Here is a 25,337-nt window from a genome sequence, read left to right on the forward strand (position 1 = left end):
GGCCGTTCATGGCGGATGGCGCGCGCGCTTTCCGAGGTATTTTCCCAACAGAAGACTCAGGGTGTTTGCGGATGGTTTGGGGCTGCTTATAGTTGCAATGGATGAGCGATGAGCGAGCAGAATTGCGCCGGGGGTGGACCACGGGTGCCTGTGCGACGGCGGCGACGCGGGCGGCGTTGATGGCGCTGTGGGGGGAGGGGTTTCCCGAACGTGTGCGGATTACCCTACCCAAGGGCGAGCGGCCGGAATTTGACGTGGCATTCCAAGATATTGGCGAGGGTTGGGCCGAGGCGGGCATCGTCAAGGATGCGGGCGATGACCCGGATGTGACCCATGGCGCGTTGATCCGGGTGCGGGTGTCGTCTTCGGACGGCGGCGTGGTGTTCGAGGCCGGTGAGGGCGTTGGCGTTGTCACCAAACCGGGCCTGCCTGTGGCTGTGGGGGGCCGGCGATCAACCCGGTGCCCAGAGCGATGATGCGCGCGACCGTTGAAGAGATGGCGGCGCGGTTGGGACAGCTGGGCGATATCACAATTCGCGTCAGTGTTCCGGGCGGCGAGGCGCTGGCGCAGAAGACGTGGAACCCGAGGTTGGGGATCAAGGGGGGCTTGTCGATTCTGGGGACGACCGGGATTGTGCGGCCGTTTTCCTGTGCGGCTTGGATCGCCTCGATCCATCGCGGGATTGATGTGGCACGTGCCGAAGGGTTGGGCCATGTGGCGGGCTGCACCGGCGCAACCAGCGAGCGGGTGGTTCAGGGGCTTTACGGGCTGAGCGACGGGGCGATGCTGGACATGGGCGATTTCGTGGGCGGGATGTTGAAATACCTTGCGAAACACCCTGTGGCGCGGGTGACGGTTGGTGGCGGGATTGGCAAGATCACCAAGCTGGCGCAGGGGCATTGGGATTTGCATTCAAAGCGCGGGCAGGTGGATTTTGACGCATTGGCCGACATCGCAGGCGATGCGCGGGTGGCGGGTGCGAACACCGCGTTGCAGGCTTATGAGATCGCGGGCGCGCCTTTGGCAGAGGCGGTGGCGCGGCGGGCCTTGGCACAGGTTGAGGCGCGGTTTGGTGGTGAAATGCGCTTTGACGTTGTGGTGATTGACCGGGGTGGCGAGATTATCGCGAGGGCGGGCGCGTGAAGCTGTTGTTGCTAGCCGGAACCGGCGAGGCGCGGGAGCTCGCCCAAGCTTTGGCCGGCATGGCGGGCGTTGAGGCGGTGGCCTCGCTCGCCGGGGAGACACGGCGGCCTGCGCAATTGGCCTTGCCCACGCGGGTGGGCGGGTTTGGTGGGGATGCGGGTTTTCGCGCCTATTTGCAACGTGAGGGGATCGGTGCGGTGTTGGATGCGACCCATCCGTTCGCGGACCGGGTGAGCGCTCGGACGGCGCGGATTTGCAGAGATTTGGATGTGGCGCATTGCCTGTTTCAGCGCCCTGCCGGGCCGCGGGGCCGGGGGATGATTGGGTTGCGTTGCAAGACGGAGTAGAGGCGGCGGCGCATGTGGCGGCAGGTTCGGTCGTGTTTCTGGCCACTGGGCGCAAGACCTTGGCGGAGTTCCAGAATTTGACGGGGCGGCGGGTGTTTGCGCGGGTGATTGATGCGCCATCAACGGCGTTTCCCTTTGCCGGAGGAGAGTGGGTGCAGGGGCGGCCACCGTTTTCTGTTGCCGAGGAGGAGGCGTTGTTTCGCCGCTTGGGGGTGGATTGGTTAATCGTGAAGAACGCGGGCGGGGCGGCGTCGCAAACCAAGCTGATTGCGGCGCGAAACTTGGGCGTTCGCGTGGGGATGATTGAGCGGCCCGATCTGCCCGATGGGGTAGTGCCTGTGCGGTCGGTTGAGGCGGCGTTGGGCTGGGTCGAAGGGCTGTTGGGATGAGCGGTTATGTGGCGCATAGGGCCGGGATGGCGATGAGATGAGCGTGGGGCGTGTCATCACCGGGCCGGAATGTGTGCGCGAAGGGGCCGAGTGGTTGGCGGTGCGGGATGCGGGCATGGCAGAGGCGTTTGCCGCCGTGGATGAGGTGCCGCTGCGCCTCAAGCCCGACGGGTTTGGCGCGGTGTTGAGCGCGATCGTGAGCCAGCAGGTAAGCGTGGCCTCGGCGCAAGCGATCTGGGGGCGGTGTTGCGATGCCGGGTTGACCGAGGAAGCGGCGGTTTTGGCGGCGGGGGAAGAGGGGCTGCGCGCAGTTGGGCTGAGCCGCCCCAAGCAACGCTATGCATTGGCGCTGGCGGGGGCGGGGATTGATTATGCCGCATTGCGCGAGCGATCCAGCGATGAGGTGATAGCCACGCTGGTCGCGGTTCCGGGGATCGGCGCGTGGACGGCGGAAATTTACGCGATGTTCAGCCTTGGGCGGGCGGATGTGTTTGCGCCCGGCGATCTTGCTTTGCAGGAGGCGGCGCGGTTGCTCTACGGCTTGGAGGCGCGGCCCAAGGAGCGGGCGTTTCGCGAGATGGCCGAAATCTGGGCGCCGTGGCGATCGGTTGCGGCGCGATTGCTCTGGGCCTATTACCGGGTGGCAAAGGCGAGGGAAGGTATCAGATGACACGGGTTTTGAAGGCAGGCCGCAAGGGGCCGGAATCGGGGACGACGCGGTCTGTCGTGGTGTTCCTGCATGGGTATGGCGCGAATGGCGCGGATTTGCTGGGCTTGGCGGATCCGCTGGGCGAGCATTTGCCGGACACATTGTTTGTGGCCCCGGATGCGCCGGAGAACTGCCCCGGCGCGCCGATGGGATACCAGTGGTTTCCGATTCCGTGGATAGACGGGTCGAGCGAAGAAGAATCAGAGCGCAGCATGCAGGCGGCGGTCGAGGATTTGAACGCATTCCTTGACGCGCTGTTGGTGGACGAGGATCTGTTGCCCGAGCAGATGGTGCTGTTCGGGTTCAGCCAAGGCACGATGATGAGCCTGCATGTGGCGCCGCGCCGCGAGGACGAGATCGCCGGGATTGTCGCGTTTTCGGGGCGGGTGTTGTCGCCCGAATTGCTGGTGGATGAGGCGGTGTCGAAACCGCCCGTTCTGCTGGTGCATGGCGATGCGGATGATGTGGTGCCGCCGCAGTCTTTGCCCGAGGCCGCCGATGCCTTGCAAGCGGCGGGGTTCAAGGAGGTCTATGCCCATGTCATGAAGGGCACCGGCCATGGGATCGCGCCGGATGGGCTGTCTGTGGCGCTGGCGTTTATGCGCGACAAGCTGGGCCTTTAGGCCGGGGGTATCGCAGCGTTGAAGAGATTGAAGGGGGGCGGCTTTGGCTGCCCCCTTTGGCGTTCTTGAGGGGTGGGTTTTGGGCCGTTTGGGGCGCGGTTACCGCAGGGGCGTCGGAGGGGTCCGGAGCCGGGGCGGTGTTTGATTGGTGCCTTGTAAGGTGCTGACAAATATTAATTTTTCATGAACTGGGCGCACGGAGAGCGCCGTGCTCAATTTGACTTTTGGCGCAATTTAGCCTAGGGTCATTGCCATGCTGGAAGGCAAATCAGGGCGGGTTTGGGTGTAGGTTCAAAGCGGTTTTGAGGCGTCTCTCGTGAGGGCGGAGGATGCACCGCATGAGGCAGGCATACCTATGAATGATAACCAAAGCTCAACCGCTGAGCGCCATTTGAAGCGCGCGATTGCCACGGTTGAAATACAGTTAAGAGCATTGGCGCGGGATCTGGCGCTTTTGCACGAGCAGACCAAACAGGGCGATTTCACTGACTTGCTCAATTCAGGGCGCACCGCCAAGCGGGCGCGCCAATGGATTGATATTGCTTACGAACTGGAGAAGAGACTTGAAACAATCAACACAACACCACGCGACGGAGACGCCGTGCAGCCCCTCGACCTTGACGACGCACGATCTCGGATCGGCTGCCGCTTGGATCGCCTCAGAAGGGCGAGATGTTCAGGAAGAGTTCCTGAACGGGTTGAGTGAGGGCGAGCTTTTGGCGCTGCCTTTTCTGTTTGAGTTTTGGGCGATGGAGCATCAGGTGCCGCCCGAAGGCGAGGCGTGGCGCACATGGGTCATCATGGGCGGGCGCGGGGCGGGCAAGACCCGCGCCGGTGCAGAATGGGTGCGTGCGCAGGTCGAGGGGGCGCGGCCGCAGGATGCGGGGCGCTGTCGGCGGATCGCGCTTGTCGGGGAAACGGTGGAGCAGGTGCGCGAGGTGATGGTGTTTGGCGAGAGCGGCTTGCTGGCCTGTTCGCCGCCCGACCGGAGGCCGGAGTGGCAGGCCTCTCGCGGGCGATTGCTTTGGCCCAATGGGGCGGTGGCGCAGGTGTTTTCGGCGTTCGACCCAGAGCGGCTGCGCGGGCCACAGTTTGACGGGGCATGGGTTGATGAGTTGGGGTGCGCCGCGATCGACAAGGGCACCAACCAGCCGAACAAGTTTCTGGATCCGAAGTCATCCGAATCTGCGCTGCCGTATTTTTCCAGCGGGTTCCGCGATGAGGTCATGCAGATGCAATATCTGCGGGCGATGTTCCAATATTGGGCGGATGCGGCGGTGAACCCGGTCTCATCGGTTTATGCCGGGCCGATGGTTGATATGAGCCGCGCGCATGTTTGGGCCTGGGATGCGCGCCCCTATCCGTTTTTCCCCGGCAATTCGGCGCTTTGGAGTGATGCGGCGAATTATGCCAAGGGGCATTGGATCACCGGGCGGGCCTCGTCCCGTGCGCTGGCCTCTGTTGTGGCCGAGATTTGCACGCGTGCCGGTGAGACGCATTTCGACGTCTCCGGCCTTTATGGTGTGGTGCGTGGATATAGTGTGGGCGATGTGAGCGAGGCGCGCGCGGCGTTGCAGCCTTTGATGCTGCGCTATGGGTTTGACGCGGTGGAGCGGGACGGGGTTTTGACCTTTGTGATGCGCGACGGGCTTGAGGATGGCGCGATCGGGGTTGAGACACTTGCCGTGCATGACGAGATCGACGGGCAGGTGGAGCGCCTGCGCGCGTCAGAGGCCGATTTGGTGGGCCGGGTGCGGCTGCGGTTTGTGCAGGCGGACGGGAGTTTCGAGGTGCTGTCCGAGGAGGCGGTTTTGCCGGATGAGGCCACCCATTCGGTGGCGACCAGCGAAATGCCTATTGCGCTGACCCGTGGTGAGGGGCGGCAGGTGGTGGAACGCTGGCTGTCTGAGGCGCGGGTGGGGCGCGACACTGTGCGCTTTGCGTTGCCGCCGTCACGGCTGGACCTTGCGGCGGGGGATGTTGTTGCGCTTGAAGACGAGGAGCGGCGCGATCTTTACCGGATTGACCGCATTGAGATGGGCGTGTCGCAGATGGTTGAAGCGGTGCGGATCGAGCCGGAAACATATCGCCCGGTTGAGATCGAGGAAGACGGTGTCACGCTTGGCGCTTTTGTTGCCCCTGCGCCGGTGTTTCCGCTGTTTCTTGATCTGCCGTTGCTGACGGGCGAGGAAGTGCCGCATGCGCCGCATCTGGCGATCACGGCTGATCCTTGGCCGGGGTCGGTTGCGGCCTATAGTTCGAGCAGCGATTCCAATTACACGCTGAACCGACTGGTGGCGACGCGCGCGACGGTTGGGGTGACGCAGAATGATTTGATTGCCGCGCCGCCGGGGTTGATTGACCGGGGGGAGGGGCTTTTGGTTGAGCTGACCTCAGGGGCGATGGAAAGCGTTGAAGCGGCAGCGTTCCTGAACGGCGGGAACCTAGCGGCGATCGGGGATGGCACGCCGGGGGGCTGGGAGGTGTTTCAGTTTCGCGATGCCGAGCTTGTGGGGGAGAACACCTATTTGCTCAGTCACCGGCTGCGAGGGCAACAGGGCAGCGATGCGTGGATGCCTGCGATTTGGCCTGAAGGGTCGTATTTTGTGCTGCTCAACGGTGTGCCGGAGCAGATCGCATTGAGCGTCGCGCAACGCAATATTGCGCGCCACTACCGGATCGGGCCTGCAAGACGCGGCTATGATGATCCGTCTTATGTGCATGAAATTCATGCGTTTGAAGGGATCGGATTAAAGCCTCTTTCACCTGTGCATCTGGTGAGCGACATCGACGGGGCGGGCGATTTAACGCTTCGCTGGGTCCGCCGGACGCGGATCGGCGGGGATAGCTGGGACGGTACAGAGGTGCCATTGGGCGAAGAAAGCGAGAGCTATCTTGTGCGGGTGCTCAAAGCGGGCTCGGTGCTGCGCGAAGAGCAGGTGAGCGCGCCGGAGTGGAGCTATGCGCAGTCAGATCAGATTGGCGATGGGGCAACGGGAGCGGTTGAAGTGCAGGTCGCCCAGTTGTCGGCGCTGTTTGGGGCGGGGGCCGTTGGGGTGCGGGCGCTCACGCTTTAGGGTGTGGCGGTTTTGATCTTGAGCGGCGTTGCAGGACAGCGCGGCTTGGGGCCGGATTATCCCGACAGGCAGGACACGCAGCGCGTGGCGGCGGGATCAAGCCGCAAGCGCCCGTCTGGGATTTTGTCGCCGCAGTCTTCGCAAAAGCCGAACTCGCCCTCGTCCATCCGGGCGAGGGCCGCGGCGAGGCGCGCGCGTTCGAGGTCGCGGCGGGCTTGTGTTGCCTTGGCCATGGCCTGATTTTGCAGAGCGTCCATGCGCGACAGGCGGCCAACCGATTGTTGATCAAGCGTCACGGTTTGCTGCCCATCGGCGCCTAGCGCGTCTTCGGCGTCGATTTCGGCAAGACGGGCGGCGATCAGGGCGCGGAAATCCTCGACGCTTTGGTCATGCACGATTGTTATCCCCCTCATCACAGGTTTGCGTTTTGTTTTTCAATCCTATCTAACGTAGAGTGGCGCGAGATAAGGACGGATGCAAATGGCTGAAACACGCGAAAAACTAGCCGAGCTTGACCCGGTCTGGGCACAGCTCGTGAAAGAGGCCGAAGCGGCCGTGAAGGATGAGCCGCTTTTGGGCGGGCTGGTGCATTCCAGCGTGCTCTACCATGGCTCACTTGAGCGGGCGTTGTCGTATCGGATTTCGATGAAGCTGGCCTCTAGCGAGATGCCGGAGCAGTTGATCCGCGAGATTTGCGATGAAGCGCATCAGAGCGATGCGTCGATTGCCACGGATGCGCGGGCCGATATTGCCGCAGTGTATGACCGTGATCCCGCGTGCCACCGGTTCTTACAACCCTTGTTGTTTTTCAAGGGGTTCCAAGCGGTTCAAGCCTATCGCGTGGCGCATTGGCTGTGGGCAACCGGGCGCAAGGATTTGGCGTATTTCTTTCAGATGCGGGTGTCGGAGGTGTTTGGCATCGACATTCACCCGGCGGCAACGATCGGAAAGGGGATCATGATTGATCACGCCCATTCCATTGTGATCGGCGAAACCGCCGTTGTTGGTGACAACGTGTCGTTGCTGCATTCCGTAACGCTGGGCGGGACTGGCAAGGAGGACGAGGACCGTCACCCCAAGATTGGCGATGGTGTTCTGATCGGAGCCGGGGCGAAGGTTTTGGGCAATATCTCGGTGGGCAATTGCTCACGTATTGCTGCGGGGTCGGTGGTGTTGACCGATGTGCCGCCGTGCAAAACGGTGGCCGGAGTTCCGGCGCGGATTGTGGGCGAGGCTGGCTGTGCACAGCCATCTGTGACCATGGACCAGTTGTTGAAGAGCGGCGCGTAAGGCGCTGAAAATTATCTAAAAGGCCGACGTTCCATATCGGGAACGCCGGCCTTTTTTCTATTTGGACAATGCGTCCAGAATGCGTGCCCAGCTACGGGTGCCTTTGTGGAAGCTTTCGAGATTGTATTTCTCGTTCGGGGAATGAATCTGGTCATCGTCGCGGCCAAAACCGATCAGCATGGCATCCATATCGAGAATATCCTGAAAATACCCGGCGATTGGGATGGAGCCGCCACAGCCGATATAGGAGGCGGGGTCGGGCCATTCGTCAGTGAGCGCGAGGCGGGCCTTTTCGAACGCCGGATCGTTGATCGACATTTGCGAGGCGGGCGCGCCCTTGTCCGTGCGGTATTCGACGGTGAAGCCTTCGGGCAGGTGGCTTTCAAGATAGCTTCGGAAAGTCTTGCGAATGGCGTCGGGGTCTTGTGTGCCGACGAGGCGGAAGCTGACCTTGGCGCTGGCTTGACTGGGCAGGACGGTTTTGAAGCCATCTCCGGTATAGCCGCCCCATATGCCGTTTACATCGCAGGTCGGGCGCGACCAGATTTGTTCGAGCGGGGTGCGGTCGGACTCGCCCGCGGGGCCGGACAGGCCGACATCGCCGAGAAATTTGGCGTGGTCAAAGTTCAGCCCCTGCCATTGAGCCCGAATTTCGTCGGGAAGTTCGGGCACGCCGTCGTAAAAGCCATCAAGGGTGATCGCGCCGGTGTCGTCATGCAGACCGGCGAGGATTTTGGTGAGAACCCGAATCGGGTTCATTGCGAGGCCGCCATACATGCCGGAATGCAGGTCACGCGTGGGGCCGGTGATAGTGAAATCTTCGCCCAGAAGGCCACGCAACATGGTGGTGATGGCCGGAACGCGGCTTTCGAACAGGCCGGTGTCACAAATTAGCGCGATGTCAGCTTTCAATTCGTCCGCGTGTTCCTTCATGTAAGGCACAAGGGAGGGGGAGCCGCTTTCTTCCTCGCCTTCAAAGAAAAAGGTGATCTTGCACGGCAGGCTATCGTGTTCGGCTTTCCAAGCGCGGCAGGCCTCGACGAAGGTCATCAGCTGGCCCTTGTCATCAGAAGAGCCGCGGCCGCGGATAACCTGTCCATCGGCGGTGTCTTCGATCGCGGGATCAAACGGGTCGCGGTCCCAAAGCTCCATCGGATCAATGGGTTGCACGTCATAGTGGCCATAAAACAGAAGATGCGGGCCGGGTCCGTCAATATGGCCGACGACCATCGGGTGGCCGGGTGTGGGGTGTTTTTCGGCCTGTGCGCCAAGGCTTTGCAGGTCAGCAACAAGCCAGTCGGCGGCGCGGTCGCAGTCGGCCTTATAGGCCGGATCGGTGGACACCGAAGGGATGCGCAATAGGTCGAGCAGCCGCGCGGTTGCGGCGGGAAGGTCATGATCAATACGGTTGAGAACGTCGGTTAACGACATAGTAAGCCCCTTTGGTGCCTAGTGGTTTTGTGCGCAGAGTATCAGGCCGTTAACCAGTGTCCAGACGGTCACGCGCAAGGGCAGGTTTGGCTAGACTTGGCGCGGCTTGATCTCAAATCGCCGGGTCGGATAAATTGATCGAGGTCAATGAAAAGGATCGCGGCAAAATGTAGCCTGTCTTAAGGAAACGAGACTGGATATACCGGTTTGAACTGCGAACAGGGCCGTGGCCCAAGACGGAACTCAAACACCCAGCGAGCGGTGTTTTGGGGCCGGAACTAGATAAAGGGGATGCCGCGTGGATTATACCGCACAGCTGGACAAGGCGATCAGTGATCTGCACGAGGAAGGGCGCTATCGCACTTTCATCGACATTGAGCGCAAGAATGGGAATTTCCCGCACGCCACATGGAAGCGTCCAGATGGGAGCGAGCAACCGATCACGGTATGGTGCGGCAATGACTATCTTGGGATGGGGCAGCATCCAGACGTATTGAACGCAATGCATGAGGCGATTGACGCCACTGGTGCGGGCTCGGGCGGAACGCGCAATATTTCCGGCACGACGGTCTATCACAAGGCACTTGAGGCGGAATTGGCTGATTTGCACGGCAAAGAGGCGGCTTTGGTCTTTACCTCGGCCTATATCGCCAATGACGCAACGCTTTCGACGTTGCCCAAGCTGTTTCCCGGTCTCATCATCTATTCGGATGCTTTGAACCATGCCTCAATGATCGAGGGGGTGCGGCGCAATGGCGGTGCCAAGCGGATTTTCCGGCACAATGACGTGGAACACCTGCGTGAATTGCTGGCAGCCGATGACCCGAAGGCGCCCAAGCTGATCGCCTTTGAATCGGTGTATTCGATGGATGGCGATTTTGGCCCGATTGAAGAGATTTGCGACCTTGCCGATGAGTTTGGTGCGCTGACCTATATCGACGAGGTGCATGCGGTGGGCATGTATGGCCCGCGTGGCGCAGGTGTGGCCGAGCGTGATCGGCTGATGCACCGTCTCGATATTATCAATGGCACGCTGGCCAAGGCGTTTGGCGTCATGGGGGGCTATATCGCCGCGTCTGCCAAGATGTGCGATGCGGTGCGGTCCTATGCGCCGGGCTTCATCTTTTCGACCTCGCTTGCGCCGGCAATTGCTGCGGGGGCGCAGGCGAGTGTGCGCCACATGAAGAGCGATACGGCGCTGCGAGAGCGCCATCAGGAGCAGGCGAAAATCCTGAAAACCCGGCTCAAGGGGCTCGGTTTGCCGATCATTGATCATGGCTCGCATATTGTGCCGGTGATCGTGGGCGATCCGGTGCATACCAAAAAGCTGTCGGATATGCTGCTTGAGCAGTTTGGAATTTACGTTCAGCCGATCAACTTCCCCACGGTGCCGCGCGGCACCGAGCGTCTGCGCTTTACCCCATCGCCGGTGCATGGCCCGGATGAGATTGATGCATTGGTCAATGCAATGGATAATCTTTGGGCGCAGTGTGCGCTGAATCGTGCCGAAATGGCCGGTTAGAAAATTGCTGCATGTGCAAATAACCTTGTATTATGCTATGGATATGGCATGAGAAAACGCGAGTCGCGCCGGGGATGGGGAAGCGATTCGATAACGTAACCTGGGGCAGATATATGATCGGGCGCAGAAACAAGCGCGAGACCGAGAAAGAAGAGGTCGATCCGAAATGGTTCGACGACTTCGATTTGCGGCTCGGGGACCTGATGCGAGGCGAACGCGCCACGCTGGGGAAGTCCCTGCTTGATGTGCAGCGTGAACTTCGGATCAAGGCGGCCTATATCGCGGCGATTGAAAACGCTGATCCTTCTGCATTTGACACGCCCGGTTTCATTGCCGGCTATGTGCGCTCCTATGCGCGCTATCTTAACATGGACCCGGATCGGGCCTTTGCCGCCTTCTGTAAGGAAAGCGGATTTTCGACGGCGCATGGCATGTCGGCTGCGGCTTCGACCATTCGCAAGCCGATCGAAAAAGAGATGAAGGGGAGCGCCCTTGGGCGCACGGATACCGATCCGTTTGGGCGCTCAAAAATCGGCTATTCGCCGGTGAGCGACAGTTTCCTGTCGCGGGTCGAGCCGCGTGCGGTCGGCTCGCTTTTGGTATTGGTTGCGCTTGTCGGCGCGTTGGGTTTTGGCGGTTGGACCGTTTTGAACGAAGTGCAGCGCGTGCAGGTCGCCCCGGTGGACCACACGCCCAATGTTTTGGCCGAGCTGGACCCGCTTGAAGCTGCAGCGCCCAAGCGTGATGTGGTTGCTGGCTTGGGCGATGGTGGCGCGATTGCCAGCGGCGTTTTTGCACCGCCATCGGATTCACTGGACAAGCTTTACCGCCCGCAAGCTCTTGATGTGCCGGTAATGGTGGCGCGGGATGCGCCGATTTCGACGCTGGATCCCGCGTCTATCGGGACATTCGCGCAAGTCGAAGGCACCAGCAATCCGGTGGCCGCAGCGCCAGCGGGTGTCACGAGCCCGATTGCGACGCCGCAAGTGGTGACGCAACAGCCGGAAGGTGTGGTTTTGTTTGCGGTGCGCCCGGCGTGGGTTCGTATCCGCGCGGTGGACGGCACGGTGATTTTCGAAGGCACGCTGGACGCGGGCGGTGAATACACCCTTCCGGTCGATGTTGAAGCGCCGACGTTGCAGGCGGGCATGTCAGGGTCGCTTTATGTCGAGATCGACGGCGAATTGTTTGGCCCGGTGGGGCAGGGGACGGCGACGGTGCGCAACCTCTCGATGGCGCGGGCCGATCTTTTGGCCGACCAACAGCCGGCCGATTTCACCCAAGATCCCGAGCTGAGCAAGGTCATCGCATTGGCCGAGGCACAATCATTGCAGCCAGAGCCGCAAGACTGATCCATGCTGCATTGAAGGTTGATGCCTAGAAGGTTATCTACCCCCTGACCTAACGCAGTTTTTCGCAGCACAGTGGAAGCTCTCCCATGTCGATCAACCATGTCCGTCCGTGGCGCAATATTGAACGCCGCAAGAGTCGCCAGATTTTCGTAGGCAACGTGCCGGTGGGCGGGGATGCGCCGATTGCGGTGCAAACCATGACCAACACGCCAACCACAGATGTCGCGGCGACGGTGGCACAGGTGCAGGCCGCAGCCGAGGCAGGGGCGGATTTGGTTCGGGTGTCAGTGCCGGATGAGCCTTCGGCGAAGGCGCTGAAAGAGATTGTCGCAGAAAGCCCGGTGCCGATCATCGCCGACATCCATTTCCATTACCGCCGCGGGATTGAAGCGGCCGAGGCTGGGGCAGCCTGTCTTCGGATCAATCCGGGCAATATTGGCAGCGAAGAGCGTGTGCGCGAGGTGATCGCGGCCGCACGGGATCACGGGTGTTCCATGCGGATCGGGGTGAACGCGGGCAGTTTGGAAAAGCACCTGCTTGAAAAATACGGTGAGCCGTGCCCCGATGCGATGGTCGAAAGCGGCTTGGAACATATCCGCATTTTGCAGGATCACGATTTCCACGATTTCAAGATCAGTGTCAAAGCGTCGGATGTGTTCATGTCGGCGACGGCCTATCAGATGCTGGCCGAGGCGACGGACGCGCCTATTCACCTTGGCATCACCGAGGCCGGTGGTTTCGTGTCGGGCACGATCAAGAGTGCGATCGGGTTGGGCAACCTGCTTTGGATGGGGATTGGCGATACGTTGCGCGTGTCGCTGTCTGCCGATCCGGTTGAAGAGGTGAAGGTTGGCTTTGAAATTCTCAAATCCTTGGGGCTGCGCCACCGGGGGGTGAACATTATTTCCTGTCCGTCCTGTGCGCGGCAGGGATTTGACGTGATCAAAACCGTTGAGGCGCTGGAGCACCGGTTGGCGCATATCCACACGCCGATGAGCCTGTCGATCATCGGCTGTGTGGTGAACGGGCCGGGTGAGGCGCTTATGACCGATGTTGGGTTCACTGGTGGTGGGGCCGGGTCGGGTATGGTCTATCTTGCCGGGAAACAGGATCACAAGATGGACAACGAGAAGATGGTCGATCACATTGTCGGTCTGGTCGAAAAACGCGCAGCAGAGATTGACGCAGCCGAAGCCGAAGCGGCGGAAGCCGCCGAATAGCGACAGCGCGCGCGCTTATTGCCCAGTCGCGTTTTGCAGATACCGGTCAAGCACCGGGCGGGGCATATGGCCGCGCAACATCATGCGCGGCATCACGTAAAACGGAAGCGTGTCCGCACCGAGCGCCTTGGCGAGGTTGGGATGGCTGCGCGTATCAACCAAGAAAAGCCGCAGGTCATAGGTTTTGGCGAGGTCGCGTAAATCGGCTTCGGCGCGCGCGCAGGCGGGGCAATTCGGGCCGATCAGCAGGGCGATGCGCAGTGCCGCGTCTGGTTTACCCACTCCCGGAAGGGTCGGTGCAAAAAGCGCGTCTTGGTGTGTGTTGATGAGCGCGTGATCATCAGAGATCTCGGCGTCATACCCCGGTGCCAGATCGGCGGTGGCTTTGGGAGCGGGGCCTTGCAAAACCTCAGGCGACGCCAGTAGCACTGCGCGAATTTCGGCCTGCAAGATGCGGCGTTCTTCGGCATCAAGAGCGTCAAAACGCGTATCGCAAAAGGCCGTGATGGGCAGCACCATCAAAAACGCTGCTGCCCAGTGGCGTATCATCCTTTGGCGCGGAGCTCGGCTGCGAGGGCGCGCATCCCCTGCAGTGGCAGGTAGCCACGCAGCATTTCATCATTCATGACAAATGTCGGCGTGCCGTTGATCTGTAGTTTCTGGCCAAGCGCGTGATTGGCGGCGATCACGGCGCTGACCTCATCGGAGGACATGCGTGCAATCACGGCTTTTGCATCAAGCCCAAGCGTTTCAGCCAGACGCGATAGCGCGGGTTCGCTTGGCTGCCCCTTGAGGCGGATCAGAGCTTCGCCAGCGGCGTGATAGGCGTCATCCCCGGCGAGTTGGCGCACGGCAATGGCAAAGCGTGCCGATTGGGTCGAAGCCTCGCCCAGAATGGGGAAGTCTTTTACAATCATGCGGATGTTGCCATCGGATTTGAGCAAAGCGGCGACTTCGTCATGGGCTTTGCGGCAATAGCCACAGCGGTAGTCGACGAATTCAACCAGCGTGATGTCGCCTTCGGGATTGCCACCGACCCATGAGTTGGGGTCGTTAAAGAGCGCATCGGCATTCGCAGCGACAAGCGCCTTGTCCAATTGGCCTTTTTGTTCGGCCTCGCGTTTTTCCAGAACGGCGACCGCTTCCATGATGACTTCTGGGTTTTGCAGAAGATAGGCGCGGATCTCGGCATGAAGCGCGTCGCGTTCGGCCGCGTTCATGGATTTGAGATCAAAGCTTGCTGCCGGGCTGGTCAAAGCTAGCGAAAGCGCAAGAGCGGCGGTGAGGTGACGTATCATAAGGGGAGGCTCCAATTCAGTTGGCGGCGGCAGCTTCGGCAGCAGAAAGCACATCCTGCGCACGTTGCCAACCAGATGATCCGCGCGGCAAAAGTCCTACCGCGCGTTTGGCGAGAATGCCGGCGTCTTTCATCCGGCCTTTGAGGGCATGACGCTCGGCTGTGAGAAGCGCGGCCATACCGGGCTTGTTAATCTTCGCATATGATTGCGCGAGGTCGCGCAGGACGCGGGCGTCCTGACCATCGCGGGCGTGGGCTTTTTCAAGGATGGGCAGCGCGGATTTAGCCTGGCCGGTGACAAGCAGAGCGCGGCCGTAGCTTCCGAGGATAAGGGCGTTTCGCGGGGCGAGGTTAACCGCGTTACGATAGGCTTTGAGCGCGGCGTTCGTCTTGCGGCTTTCCAAAAGGATTTGGCCGTAAAGTTCGTGATAGAACGGGTCTTTTGGCTTGCGAGCCAGCAACGCCTGCATGGTTTTGATGGCTTTGGCGGTATTGCTGTCCCGGTGATAGCTGACCGCGATGCGCATCAGGCGGATGTCTTCGGCAGCTGACTCCTTGGCCCGTTGGCGGGTCCATTTCGGGGCGCGCAAAAAGCCGGTGAGCTTGCCCTTGGCGCGATCAAACCAGTAATCGGCGGTGGCGCTGTTCCTGACTTTGCCGCTGTGGCTGTTGGCGAGGGCTTTGACATGGCGCAGGCGGTCGCGCGACATCGGGTGTGAGCGGGCATAGGGGTCTTGGCGGTTGGCCGAAACAAGCTCTTGGCCGTTGAAGATTTCCATGACGCGCACGGCCCCTTGGGGATCAACCCCGGCACGGACCATATAGCGCACGGCGGATTGATCGGCCGAGGCCTCTTCGGCACGGGTGTGAGAGAAAAACACGCGGCTCGCAGAGCTGCCCACCCCGATGCCAATAGCGGCGGCGGCTTGTGAATTGCCCCCGGCGGCGGCTGCTGCGGCCAAGGCAAGGCCGAGCCCCGCGATATTCTTGGCCGAACGCGCATTAAGCGTGCGCCGCGCGATGTGCCCGTGGGCGATATGGGCGGCCTCATGGGCAATGACGGCTTGCAGTTCGGCGGCGGTTTTGAGCCGGGAGATCATGCCCGAGTGAATGAAAATGTGGTTGGCATCAATCACAAAGGCGTTGAGGTTGCGATCCTTTACCACGAGGATTTTCACCCGCAGCGGCGACAGGCCAGCCGCCGTCAAAATCGGCTTGGCCAATTGTGCCAGCGCATGTTCGACATCGGGGTCGCGCAGCAGGGTTATAGCGCGGGCAGGCAGGCTTAGCGCGCCCAGAAAGGCGAGAATGGCGCACATGCTGACGAGACGCTGCATTGACGGCGGGCTCCGATCCTTGTGTAAAGCCGATGCAGCATTGATAGGAAGAAAACCATGCGAAACTCAAGGCGCGGTGCGGTCGATCCCTTTATTGTGATGGATGTGATGGAGGCTGCGCGGCGGGCCGAAGAGGCGGGGCGCCACATTATTCATATGGAAGTGGGGCAGCCGGGAACACCAGCGCCGAAAGCCGCGCGCAGTGCCTTGGCCAAAGCGATGGAAGAAGACCCGCTGGGATATTCCGTGGCGCTTGGCCTGCCGGCGTTGCGGGCACGAATCGCTCGGCACTATGGTGAGCGGTACGGTGTTGCGCTTGGCCCTGAGCGGGTGATTGTCACGCCGGGGTCGTCTGGCGCGTTTATTTTGGCGTTTACGGCGTTGTTTGATGCGGGGAACCGGGTTGGCATTGGTCAGCCGGGGTATCCATCCTACCGCCAAATCCTCAAGGCGCTGGATGTGGAGCCGGTGAGCATCGCAACACGGCCCGAGAACCGATTGCAACCGGTTGCAAGCGAACTGGAGGGTTTGGACTTGCAAGGGTTGATGGTGGCATCACCGGCGAACCCGTCGGGCACAATGCTTGACCGCGCGGCGATGGAGGCCTTGATTTCAGCGTGCGCAGCGCAGGGTGCTGCGTTTATCAGCGACGAAATTTATCACGGTATCGAATATGAGGCGAAAGCGGTGACCGCGTTGGAAATCACCGATGAGTGCTATGTGATCAATTCGTTTTCCAAGTATTTTTCGATGACCGGCTGGCGTGTGGGCTGGATGGTTGTGCCGCCGGATCATGTGCGCATCATTGAACGGCTGGCGCAGAACATGTTTATTTGCGCGCCTCATGCGGCGCAGGTCGTGGCATTGGCGGCGATGGATTGTGACGATGAGTTGGACGGGAACCTTGAGGTTTATGCCAAGAACCGCGCTATGATGATGGCGGGGTTGCCGAAAGCCAAGTTTGACCGGATCGCGCCGCCGGATGGCGCGTTTTACGTTTACGCCGATGTCTCGCACATGACGGATGACAGCAGGGCGTTTGCGGCGGAATTGCTTGAACATGCCGGGGTTGCGGTGACGCCGGGATTGGATTTTGATCCTGAACGGGGCGGCGGCACCTTGCGGTTTTCCTATGCCAGATCGAGCGAAGACATCGAGGAAGGTTTGACCCGCTTGCAACGCTACATGGCGCAACGCGGATGATTTTCATCCCCGCCGTTTTGCTTTAGTGTCGGGGCAACAAACCCGGAGCGGGACATGAGCAGGCTGGCCAGAGTATTGATTGTTTTCGTGCTGTCGTTTTGCGGTGCGGGCCTTGCGGCGCAAGGGTTTTCCGGCCTTGCGCGGGTGGATGGGGCTGCCAGCGGTGTCGCGGACTTGCGCGGCGGGGCGCAGCTTGAAATCGGGCTTACTCAGGGCATTCCTTATCGGCTTTACACCCTACCAAAACCTGATCGGCTGGTGATTGATTTCCGCGAGGTGGATTGGACAGGGTTTGAAGCCGACAGTTTTGATCAGGCCGAAAAGATCAAGGCCGTGCGCGTTGGCGCGGTGCGACCGGGGTGGTCGCGTATGGTTGTTGACCTCGTCCAGCCGATGTTGGTGAACCTTGTTGAGATGCAGGTGGACCCGGATACCGGCGGGGCGCATCTGTCGATCAATCTGCGCGACGCAACGCGAGAGGCGTTCAACGCAGCACCTTTGCCGACCGACCTTATGGCATGGGGGCAAAGCGGGAAGGCGGCGCCAAAGCAGGGGCGGTCAGATCGACTGACTGTGTTGATTGATCCGGGGCATGGCGGGATTGACCCAGGGGCAGAGCGTCACGGTCACACGGAAAAGCACCTGATGCTGATGTTCGCCTTTGATCTGCGTGATGCGTTGTTGCGGGTGGATGGTGTTGACGTGGTGCTGACCCGCGTGGATGACCGTTTTGTTTCGCTTGAGCAGCGGGTTGCGATTGCCCATCAGGTTGGGGCCGATGTGCTTGTCTCGCTTCATGCGGATGCTTTGTCCGAAGGCCGGGCGCGGGGTGCGGTTGTGTATACCCTGTCAAAAGAAGCGAGCGATCAGGCCAGCGCCTTGATGGCAGAGCGCCACGAGCGGGGTGATCTGTTGGCCGGTGTCGATCTGACCGGCGCGGATGACGTGGTGGCGGATGTTTTGCTTGATCTGGCGCGGGCCGAGACACAACCGCGCACCGATGCTTTGGCGCGGGAATTTGTGACTTCGCTCAAGAAGGCCGGGGTGCCGCTCAATCGTAGGCCAAACCGATCGGCCGCATTTTCGGTGCTGAAAGCGGCGGACATTCCGTCTATCCTGTTGGAAATAGGGTTTTTGTCGAGTGACCGGGCCTGGCTAATCTGGCCGATCCGTTGTGGCGCAGAAAAGCGGCGGCGGCGTTGCGGGATGGGTTGCAGGCGTGGATCATCGCGGATGAAGCGGCGCGTGCCCTTGTTCGCCAATGAGCGACGGCATGAAGAAGGCAGAAAACAGCCGATTTATCATGCGGATGTGTTTTGACGCGGCGAGGTCCGTTCCCTATATAGGCCGAACCAGCAGCAGGGGAAAAAAGTGCTGAAATTTGTTCTTTCAACGCTAGGCGGCTTGTTCACCTTTATCACCCTGGGGCTGATGATGGTTGCGCTGACCTTGGGGGCTATTTTCTGGGTGTATGGTCGCGACCTGCCCAGCCACCAGAGTCTTGCGCAATATACGCCGCCCACCATCAGCCGGATTTATTCGAGCGAAGGGCGTATCATTGATGAATTCGCCAATGAACGGCGCCTGTTTGTCCCTGCCAGCGATATTCCCGACCTGGTTAAACAGGCGTTTATCAGCGCCGAGGACAAGAATTTCTATTCCCACAAGGGCTATGACGCACGCGGCATCCTGTCGGCGGCGTATGAGGCGGTTGCGACGCGCGGGCAAAGCGTGCGCGGGGCGTCGACGATCACGCAGCAGGTGATGAAGAACTTCCTGCTGTCGGGCGACCGGCGGATCGAGCGTAAGATCAAGGAGATCATCCTTGCGACGCGGCTGGAAGGGACGCTGAGCAAGGATCGCATTCTTGAGCTTTATCTCAACGAGATTTTCCTTGGGCAGAACTCTTATGGTGTGGCCGCCGCAGCGCAGACCTATTTCAACAAGACCCTGTCAGAGCTTGCCCCGCATGAGGCGGCGTTCCTTGCCTCGCTTCCCAAGGCCCCGTCGCAATTCCATCCGGTGCGGCGCAAAGAGCGGCTGCTTTCGCGGCGCAATTTTGTGCTGAAGGAAATGATGGAAAACGGGTTTTTGACGCGCGAGGTGTACGAACAGGAAGTGGCGCAGCCGCTGCGCTCGGTCCAAAACGGGGACTTTGAAAGCTATCGCGTCGCGCTTCCGCCGCGGGACTATTTCACCGATGAAATTCGCCGCCAGTTGAGTGGAACATTTGGCGAGGACGAGTTCTTTTCCGGCGGGATGAGCGTGCGGGCGACGATTGACCCTGAAATGCAAACCAAAGCAGCCCATGCGCTTCAGCGCCAGTTGGAACGCTATGACCGGAGCCGGGGCCTTTGGCGCGGAACAGGCAAGACAATTCCGGCTGAGCAGTTGACCAGCGAAGAAAGCTGGCGCGCAGCGCTGGCCGAGGTCGAGGTGTCGCGCGATGTGACGCTTGAAAATCCTTGGCATCCGGCCGTTGTGCTTGAGATCGGCGCAAAAGACGCGCGGATCGGCATTGAAGGCGTTGAAAACGATGACGATGGCCACTGGATCCCGGCCAAGGATGTGCAATGGGCGCGTAAGGTTTTTGAAGATGGCAAACGCGGCAAGAAGGCCCGCGTTGCCGGTGATCTGCTTGAGGTTGGCGACGTGGTACTTGTGCGCAAGATGACTGCGGACAAAGACGGCAGCTTTATCCGCTGGACCTTGCGACAGGTTCCAGAAGTGCAGGGCGGTTTCATGGTGATGGACGTGAATTCCGGCCGTGTGATCGCGATGCAAGGCGGCTTTTCGTATCAGAATTCGGTGTTTAACCGCGCCACGCAGGCGCGCCGACAGCCCGGCTCATCGTTCAAGCCGTTCGTTTATGCCAGCGCGCTGGACAGCGGCTATACCCCTGCGACGATCATCGTGGACGCCCCGATCGAGATCAACACGCCACAGGGCGTGTGGCGGCCCAAGAACGCCTCGCATCAGTTTTACGGACCGACGCCGCTGCGCACCGGGATTGAACGCTCGCGTAACCTGATGACCATTCGACTGGCGCAGGAGGTCGGCATGGACGTGGTCGCCGATTATGCCGAACGGTTTGGCGTTTACGAGCGGATGGGGCCGTTTTTGGCCAACGCGCTTGGTTCAGAAGAGACCACCTTGTTCAAGATGGTGTCGGCCTATGCGATGTTTGCCAATGGCGGCGAGCGGGTTGAGCCGACCTTGGTGGACCGTGTGCAGGACCGCTATGGCCATACCGTGTTTCAACACGACAACCGCAAATGCGTTAACTGTGGCGACCCGACCATTCCGCGTGGCAACGGCCCGAAGATCACATCAAGTCGTGAGCGGGTGATGAACGCGGTCACGGCCTATCAGCTTACGTCTATGATGCAGGGTGTGGTGCAGCGCGGCACGGCGTCCAAAGCCGTTAATCTGCCCGTGCCGGTGGCCGGCAAGACCGGCACAACCAACGACGCCAAGGATGTGTGGTTCATCGGCTTTACCTCGAACATCGTGGCGGGCTGTTATATCGGCTATGATACGCCGCGCAGCCTTGGGCGCGGGGCGTCTGGCGGTGGCATGTGTGGACCGGTGTTCCAGGAGTTTATGGGGCAAGCGATCAAGAAATACGGCGGCGGAAAGTTCCGTGCACCGGATGAATGTATGTTCATCAAGATCGACCGGATCACCGGCGCAAAGCTCTCCTCTGATGCCAGCGGACCGGGTGTGGTTTCAGAGTGTTTCCGCGAAGGCGAAGAGCCGATCTTTGGCATCACCTTTGATGGTGGTTTCGCAATGGGCTCTAACTTGCCACTGTTCCAAGAGGCCGAGGCCAATTCGAAACAGGTGACGACCTCGACTGGTAAAAAAGCGGTTGTGGGGCCCAAGGCAAGCTTTGGCACGCTGAGCTCGGGCGGGCTTTACTGAGCCATTGAATGCGCAGTCGCCTTGCCGAGGCAGGGCGGCTGGTTTATCACGCTGGTTCAAGCCTTTTTAGCGAGATCACACATGCGCGCCGAAACTCAGAATATCGTGGCCAAAATCGAAAAATCCCTGACGCTTTTGCAGCAGCGGATGGATTGGGACACCGCCGAACACCGGCTTGAGGAATTCAACGCGCGGGTGGAGCACCCCAACCTGTGGGATGATCCGGCCAAGGCGCAAAAGCTGATGCGGGACCGGCAAGCACTGGTCGATGCGATCGACACCTACAAGAGCATCCGTCAGGACCTTGACGATAATGTCGAGTTGATCGAGCTGGGCGAGATGGAAGAGGACGAAGAAGTCGTCCAAGATGCCGAAGAGGCGCTTAAATCGCTGGAAAGCAAGGCCGCGGCGAAAGAGCTTGAGGCGCTTTTGAACGGCGAAGCGGACAGCAACGACACTTTCCTTGAGATCAACGCCGGAGCCGGGGGCACGGAGAGCTGTGACTGGGCGTCGATGCTGGCGCGGATGTACGTGCGTTGGGCCGAAAAGAAAGGCTATTCGGTCGAGCTTCAGTCGCAGTCGGCAGGGGACGAGGCCGGGATCAAATCCGTCGCTTATAAGATTTCCGGCAACAACGCCTATGGCTGGTTGAAGTCCGAAAGCGGGGTGCATCGCTTGGTGCGGATTTCACCCTTTGACAGCGCGGCCAAACGTCATACGTCGTTCAGCTCGGTTTGGGTTTATCCGGTGGTCGATGATGACATCGATATCGACGTGAACCCGGCTGACATTCGGATCGACACCTACCGGTCGTCTGGCGCGGGTGGGCAGCACGTGAACACCACGGATTCGGCTGTACGGATCACCCACGCGCCGACTGGCATTGTCGTGACCAGTTCGGAAAAATCACAGCACCAGAACCGCGACATTGCCATGAAGGCGTTGAAATCGCGGCTCTATCAGCTGGAGTTGGACAAGCGGAACGAGGCGATCAACGCCGCGCATGAGGCCAAGGGCGATGCGGGCTGGGGCAACCAAATCCGGTCTTATGTTTTGCAGCCCTACCAGATGGTCAAAGACCTGCGCACGAATGTCGAAACCTCGGACACGCAAGGTGTGCTTGATGGCGATCTCGACAAGTTCATGGCAGCGACGCTGGCTCTTGATCTGAGCGGGAAAAGCCGGGGCGAAGCACAGGCTGAGGACTGATCCGGGATTGTATCGGCTGAGCACTGCCGTAACTTGTGCGAAACATGCGGGGAGTGACACATGAGCGATATTCTGGATCTGGACGCGTTGGAGCAGGCGGCCCTTGTTGAGAAGGGCGAGATCGGCGTTGAAGAGCTGATGCGGCTGACGCTTGATCGCATTAACGCGGTTAATGGCGATGTGAACGCGATCGTCTCGCTGCGCGATGAGGATGACATTCTGGCCGAGGCGCGCGCGGCAGATAATGGCGCACGCTCAGGCTGGATGCACGGGCTGCCACTGGCGGTGAAAGACCTGTCCAATGCCAAGGGGCTGCCAACGTCGATGGGCTCACCCATTTTCGAAGGGCAGGTGGCCGAGGCGGATGACATCATGGTGGAGCGAATGCGCGCCGCCGGTGCGATTATCATCGGCAAGACCAACACGCCGGAATTCGGCCTAGGCTCGCACACTTTCAATCCGGTGCACGGCGCGACGCATAACCCTTATGACCTTGGGCGTTCAGCCGGGGGCTCATCCGGAGGCGCGGCGGCGGCCTTGGCGTGCCGGATGCTGCCTGTGGCAGATGGATCAGACATGATGGGGTCGCTGCGAAACCCGGCAGCGTGGAACAACGTGTATGGGTTTCGCCCAAGTTGGGCGCGCGTTCCGTCCGAGGCGATTGGCGACAATTTCCTGCATCAATTGTCCACTGCTGGCCCGATGGGGCGTAGTCCGCGTGATGTTGCGGCGCTTCTTGATGTACAGTCAGGACCAGATGCGCGTCAGCCGCATGGGTTCACGGCGCCACCAACCCTGCCGGAAATCGACAAGCCGACAGGCGCGTTGCGCATCGGCTGGTTGGGCGATTGGGACGGGGCGTACCCAATGGAGGAGGGCTTGCTGGAGCAATGTGCTTCGGCCTTGCCAGTGCTTGAGACGCTTGGCGCAAAGGTAGAAGCCGTTGCAGCCCCCTTTGACGCGGCCCAAATTTGGGAGTCATGGATAACGCTTCGGTCGTGGACCGTGGCCGGGGGATCAGCGGCGCTCTATGAGAACGCCAAGACACGCGACATGCTCAAGCCCGAGGCGGTCTGGGAGATTGAACGCGGCTTGAACCTGTCGGCGATGGATGTGCATCGCGCCAGCGTCTTGCGCTCAAACTGGTTCAAGCGCGCAGCTGAGCTTTTCGAAACCTATGACGCCTTGATCCTGCCGAGTTCGCAGGTGTGGCCGTTTCCGGTTGAGTGGCGTTCGCCTGAGACTGTGGCTGGTGTTGCGATGGACACCTATCACCGCTGGATGGAGATAGTGATCCCGATCGGGCTTCTGGGCTTGCCGTGTCTCAATCTTCCGGTTGGGTTTGGCGCGAATGGTTTGCCTGCGGGGGTTCAGCTTTTCGGGCCACGCGGTAGCGATGCGCGCTTGCTTCAGGTGGGGCAGCTTTGGCATGAGGCGACGCAATTCACCAAGACCCGGCCAGAGATCATTGGCAGCGCTTGATTTCGCCGCTATTTCACGGTGTTATGCATAAACGCGCATGTGATCGTGGAGGAGCCTATGCAAGAACCCCTTGAGATGGGTGTCCCTGATCTGCGTGAGGTCAAGGTGGCGATGCTGAAAGAGGCGCTTCGCCGCGCTTGGGGCGACATGAAGCGCTCGCCGTTTTATGGGTTTGTCTTTTCTAGCGTTTATGTGCTGGTTGGGTTGCTCTTCCTCGGTATTACGTGGCTGACGGGGCAAAGCTATTGGTTGGTGTTTGCAGCGGTTGGCTTTCCGCTTGTTGGGCCATTTGCGGCGGTGGGACTTTATGAGGTCTCGCGACGGCTGGAGCGGGGTGAGCCGCTTGCCGCGGACAAGGTTTTCGGCGTGGTGGCGCATCAGAGACGGCGGCAATTGCCGTCGATCTGTGCCATTGTTGTCATCATATTCCTGTTCTGGTTTTTCCTTTCGCATATGATTTTCGCCCTGTTTTTAGGGCTTTCCACGATGACAAATGTATCGAGCAGCTTTGAGGTTTACCTAACCGGGAATGGTTTGATGATGCTTGGCGTTGGCACGGCAATCGGTGCGGTTTTCGCCGCATTGCTTTACATGATTACCGTGATTTCGATGCCATTGCTGCTTGATCGCGAGGTGGATTTTGTCACCGCGATGATCGCCAGTTTTCAGACCGTGACGCATAATCCGGCAGTCATGTTCGGCTGGGCGGCGTTCATTGCGGTTGTTACGTTTCTGGCCATGCTGCCTGCTTTTCTAGGGCTGTATCTGGTCCTGCCGCTGCTGGGGCATGCCAGTTGGCATCTCTATGACCAGATTGCGATCCGCGACTAGGGGCGCACTATTTGAAGTCCATGTCGAGGTTCAAAAGCTTGGCATGGAAGGGGTGCAGCTCTTCGCGGCGCTTCATGCCACAGGTGCGGGCCGTTTCGAAAATGGCCTTTTGGTTGAGTTGAATATGTTCATAAACCATCCGGGCGGCGCGTCGGCTGTTGTGGCTCTCGCGGACGGTGCGCGTGGCGTAGCCTTCCCAGAAGTTGTTTTCATAGGATGATACCCGCGACAGGAAGTTAAATGAGCAGGTGAGCGCCCTGTTGCGGGCAATAAGGGCCGCAACACCTTGTTCCTGACGAATAAAGATCCCACGAAATTCGCGGCTAGACGGGTCGGCGCTTAGCCCTTGTTGGGCCATGGCTTCGCGAGGTTCATAGCCACGCACTAGGCAAAACCCGTCTTTGCGGTAGACATAGACCAATCCGATGACGAACAGGTCGCGCTCAACAAAGCTTGGCCGACTAAAGCGGTAAAAGCCGGAGGGGAAGGTTTCTTCATCAATGCGTGCCGATCCGTTACCGAGAAAATTTGAGATGTCCGGATGAGCAAAGAGTTCCGCAGTTGCGGGCTTGATGCTGTCGACGGGCTCTAACAGAATGCGGGCGTCGACGTTGAAGAAAACGCAGACCCGATGCAGCACGTCGGGGCGTGGAAAACTTTCGCCCGAGAGATAGCGGTTGAACTGTGTTCGGTTGATCCCCAATTCGCGACAAAGCCCAGCAACAGAGGCGTAGTTTTTCGCGAGTTGGCGTAGGTTAGCACCAAAAATTCCCCGCAGTTCCGCAGGGTCAGTCGGGTTGGTGCCAATGTCTGCGCTGTCCTGCAAGTCGCGTTCTCCATCCGTGTCGGCTTGCACCGAACTTGTTCTTTTCACCCCTAGAATGCGCGATTTTTTCCCGACAGAACAGACGTGAATTGGAAGAAATGACGCATTTTCGCATCTATTCTGT

Annotated in this window: 18 protein-coding genes and 5 pseudogenes; 17 read left to right on the plus strand and 6 right to left on the minus strand. The window is 60.1% G+C overall.

Annotation, left to right across the window (positions count from 1 at the left end; genetic code table 11):
* Positions 1 to 101 precede the first annotated feature (101 nt).
* The 7 genes and pseudogenes from N4R57_07325 (at position 102) to N4R57_07355 (ending at position 6,289) form a co-directional block, all read left to right on the plus strand.
* A pseudogene (locus N4R57_07325) lies at positions 102 to 1,144 on the plus strand (cobalt-precorrin-5B (C(1))-methyltransferase).
* Positions 1,141 to 1,880 (plus strand): annotated as a pseudogene (locus N4R57_07330) (cobalt-precorrin-6A reductase). The pseudogenes N4R57_07325 and N4R57_07330 overlap by 4 nt, the downstream one beginning before the upstream one ends.
* Positions 1,881 to 1,917: 37 nt before the next feature.
* On the plus strand, positions 1,918 to 2,550 hold the full coding sequence (locus N4R57_07335; GenBank protein ID UYV38833.1) for a DNA-3-methyladenine glycosylase 2 family protein: 633 nt from the start codon (positions 1,918 to 1,920) through the stop codon (positions 2,548 to 2,550).
* Complete coding sequence (locus N4R57_07340) at positions 2,547 to 3,212, plus strand: alpha/beta fold hydrolase (GenBank protein ID UYV38834.1); 666 nt, start codon at positions 2,547 to 2,549, stop codon at positions 3,210 to 3,212. The genes N4R57_07335 and N4R57_07340 overlap by 4 nt, the downstream gene beginning before the upstream one ends.
* Positions 3,213 to 3,567: 355 nt before the next feature.
* Positions 3,568 to 3,918 (plus strand): hypothetical protein, encoded by a 351-nt coding sequence (locus N4R57_07345; protein UYV38835.1) that lies wholly within the window; start codon positions 3,568 to 3,570, stop codon positions 3,916 to 3,918.
* A gap of 94 nt (positions 3,919 to 4,012) precedes the next feature.
* Positions 4,013 to 4,318, plus strand: a pseudogene (locus N4R57_07350) (terminase family protein).
* A 3-nt stretch (positions 4,319 to 4,321) separates the two neighbouring features.
* Positions 4,322 to 6,289 (plus strand): annotated as a pseudogene (locus N4R57_07355) (glycoside hydrolase TIM-barrel-like domain-containing protein).
* A gap of 56 nt (positions 6,290 to 6,345) precedes the next feature.
* Here the strand turns inward: N4R57_07355 and N4R57_07360 are convergent.
* Positions 6,346 to 6,684 carry a TraR/DksA C4-type zinc finger protein gene (locus N4R57_07360; protein ID UYV38836.1) on the minus strand — a complete coding sequence of 113 codons (339 nt, stop codon included), beginning with the start codon at positions 6,682 to 6,684 and terminating at the stop codon, positions 6,346 to 6,348.
* Between the two features lie 85 nt (positions 6,685 to 6,769).
* Between N4R57_07360 and cysE the strand changes: the two genes are divergently transcribed.
* Positions 6,770 to 7,579, plus strand: coding sequence for a serine O-acetyltransferase (gene cysE, locus N4R57_07365; protein ID UYV38837.1), 810 nt, complete (start codon positions 6,770 to 6,772; stop codon positions 7,577 to 7,579).
* A 57-nt stretch (positions 7,580 to 7,636) separates the two neighbouring features.
* On the opposite strand, the gene N4R57_07370 is transcribed toward cysE, so the two are convergent.
* On the minus strand, positions 7,637 to 9,010 hold the full coding sequence (locus N4R57_07370; protein UYV38838.1) for a M20/M25/M40 family metallo-hydrolase: 1,374 nt from the start codon (positions 9,008 to 9,010) through the stop codon (positions 7,637 to 7,639).
* 298 nt (positions 9,011 to 9,308) lie between these two features.
* Between N4R57_07370 and hemA the strand changes: the two genes are divergently transcribed.
* From hemA to ispG, 3 genes are all read left to right on the plus strand, one after another.
* Positions 9,309 to 10,532 carry a 5-aminolevulinate synthase gene (hemA, locus tag N4R57_07375; protein ID UYV38839.1) on the plus strand — a complete coding sequence of 408 codons (1,224 nt, stop codon included), beginning with the start codon at positions 9,309 to 9,311 and terminating at the stop codon, positions 10,530 to 10,532.
* 113 nt (positions 10,533 to 10,645) lie between these two features.
* A complete protein-coding gene (locus tag N4R57_07380; GenBank protein ID UYV38840.1) occupies positions 10,646 to 11,884 on the plus strand; it encodes a DUF4115 domain-containing protein in 1,239 nt (412 codons plus the stop codon).
* An 86-nt stretch (positions 11,885 to 11,970) separates the two neighbouring features.
* On the plus strand, positions 11,971 to 13,104 hold the full coding sequence (gene ispG, locus N4R57_07385; GenBank protein UYV38841.1) for a flavodoxin-dependent (E)-4-hydroxy-3-methylbut-2-enyl-diphosphate synthase: 1,134 nt from the start codon (positions 11,971 to 11,973) through the stop codon (positions 13,102 to 13,104).
* Positions 13,105 to 13,119: 15 nt separating this feature from the next.
* Here ispG and N4R57_07390 read toward each other — a convergent pair whose 3' ends face one another.
* From N4R57_07390 to N4R57_07400, 3 genes are read right to left on the minus strand one after another with little or no spacing between them, the layout of a single operon-like run.
* Entirely contained in the window at positions 13,120 to 13,623 is a 504-nt protein-coding gene (locus tag N4R57_07390) for a hypothetical protein (GenBank protein ID UYV38842.1), read from the minus strand.
* A gap of 26 nt (positions 13,624 to 13,649) precedes the next feature.
* Positions 13,650 to 14,402: a DsbA family protein gene (locus N4R57_07395; GenBank protein UYV38843.1), complete on the minus strand. Its 753-nt coding sequence runs from the start codon at positions 14,400 to 14,402 to the stop codon at positions 13,650 to 13,652.
* Between the two features lie 16 nt (positions 14,403 to 14,418).
* Complete coding sequence (locus tag N4R57_07400) at positions 14,419 to 15,738, minus strand: M48 family metalloprotease (protein ID UYV38844.1); 1,320 nt, start codon at positions 15,736 to 15,738, stop codon at positions 14,419 to 14,421.
* Positions 15,739 to 15,795: 57 nt separating this feature from the next.
* Between N4R57_07400 and N4R57_07405 the strand changes: the two genes are divergently transcribed.
* From N4R57_07405 to N4R57_07430, 6 genes and pseudogenes are all read left to right on the plus strand, one after another.
* Positions 15,796 to 16,941 (plus strand): aminotransferase class I/II-fold pyridoxal phosphate-dependent enzyme, encoded by a 1,146-nt coding sequence (locus tag N4R57_07405; protein ID UYV38845.1) that lies wholly within the window; start codon positions 15,796 to 15,798, stop codon positions 16,939 to 16,941.
* Positions 16,942 to 16,995: 54 nt separating this feature from the next.
* Positions 16,996 to 18,206, plus strand: a pseudogene (locus N4R57_07410) (N-acetylmuramoyl-L-alanine amidase).
* 106 nt (positions 18,207 to 18,312) lie between these two features.
* The gene (locus tag N4R57_07415; GenBank protein UYV38846.1) at positions 18,313 to 20,865 is read left to right on the plus strand and encodes a PBP1A family penicillin-binding protein; all 2,553 of its coding nucleotides are present in this window, start codon (positions 18,313 to 18,315) and stop codon (positions 20,863 to 20,865) included.
* A gap of 81 nt (positions 20,866 to 20,946) precedes the next feature.
* Positions 20,947 to 22,074 carry a peptide chain release factor 2 gene (prfB, locus tag N4R57_07420; protein UYV38847.1) on the plus strand — a complete coding sequence of 376 codons (1,128 nt, stop codon included), beginning with the start codon at positions 20,947 to 20,949 and terminating at the stop codon, positions 22,072 to 22,074.
* Between the two features lie 60 nt (positions 22,075 to 22,134).
* On the plus strand, positions 22,135 to 23,556 hold the full coding sequence (locus N4R57_07425; GenBank protein ID UYV38848.1) for an amidase: 1,422 nt from the start codon (positions 22,135 to 22,137) through the stop codon (positions 23,554 to 23,556).
* 57 nt (positions 23,557 to 23,613) lie between these two features.
* Positions 23,614 to 24,387 (plus strand): DUF2189 domain-containing protein, encoded by a 774-nt coding sequence (locus tag N4R57_07430; protein ID UYV38849.1) that lies wholly within the window; start codon positions 23,614 to 23,616, stop codon positions 24,385 to 24,387.
* Positions 24,388 to 24,394: 7 nt separating this feature from the next.
* Here N4R57_07430 and N4R57_07435 read toward each other — a convergent pair whose 3' ends face one another.
* Entirely contained in the window at positions 24,395 to 25,243 is an 849-nt protein-coding gene (locus tag N4R57_07435; protein ID UYV38850.1) for a helix-turn-helix domain-containing protein, read from the minus strand.
* Positions 25,244 to 25,337: the final 94 nt, after the last annotated feature.

Source organism: Rhodobacteraceae bacterium D3-12 (genome assembly GCA_025916135.1).
GTDB lineage: Bacteria > Pseudomonadota > Alphaproteobacteria > Rhodobacterales > Rhodobacteraceae > JAKGBX01.

Bases quoted from the DNA above. Each gene is read 5' to 3' on its own strand.
- N4R57_07335 (UYV38833.1), top strand. From the start codon at position 1,918: ATGAGCGTGGGGCGTGTCATCACCGGGCCGGAATGTGTGCGCGAAGGG.
- N4R57_07340 (UYV38834.1), top strand. From the start codon at position 2,547: ATGACACGGGTTTTGAAGGCAGGCCGCAAGGGGCCGGAATCGGGGACG.
- N4R57_07345 (UYV38835.1), top strand. From the start codon at position 3,568: ATGAATGATAACCAAAGCTCAACCGCTGAGCGCCATTTGAAGCGCGCG.
- cysE (UYV38837.1), top strand. From the start codon at position 6,770: ATGGCTGAAACACGCGAAAAACTAGCCGAGCTTGACCCGGTCTGGGCA.
- N4R57_07370 (UYV38838.1), bottom strand. From the start codon at position 9,010: ATGTCGTTAACCGACGTTCTCAACCGTATTGATCATGACCTTCCCGCC.
- N4R57_07380 (UYV38840.1), top strand. From the start codon at position 10,646: ATGATCGGGCGCAGAAACAAGCGCGAGACCGAGAAAGAAGAGGTCGAT.
- ispG (UYV38841.1), top strand. From the start codon at position 11,971: ATGTCGATCAACCATGTCCGTCCGTGGCGCAATATTGAACGCCGCAAG.
- N4R57_07390 (UYV38842.1), bottom strand. From the start codon at position 13,623: ATGGTGCTGCCCATCACGGCCTTTTGCGATACGCGTTTTGACGCTCTT.
- N4R57_07395 (UYV38843.1), bottom strand. From the start codon at position 14,402: ATGATACGTCACCTCACCGCCGCTCTTGCGCTTTCGCTAGCTTTGACC.
- N4R57_07400 (UYV38844.1), bottom strand. From the start codon at position 15,738: ATGCAGCGTCTCGTCAGCATGTGCGCCATTCTCGCCTTTCTGGGCGCG.
- N4R57_07405 (UYV38845.1), top strand. From the start codon at position 15,796: ATGCGAAACTCAAGGCGCGGTGCGGTCGATCCCTTTATTGTGATGGAT.
- prfB (UYV38847.1), top strand. From the start codon at position 20,947: ATGCGCGCCGAAACTCAGAATATCGTGGCCAAAATCGAAAAATCCCTG.
- N4R57_07425 (UYV38848.1), top strand. From the start codon at position 22,135: ATGAGCGATATTCTGGATCTGGACGCGTTGGAGCAGGCGGCCCTTGTT.
- N4R57_07430 (UYV38849.1), top strand. From the start codon at position 23,614: ATGCAAGAACCCCTTGAGATGGGTGTCCCTGATCTGCGTGAGGTCAAG.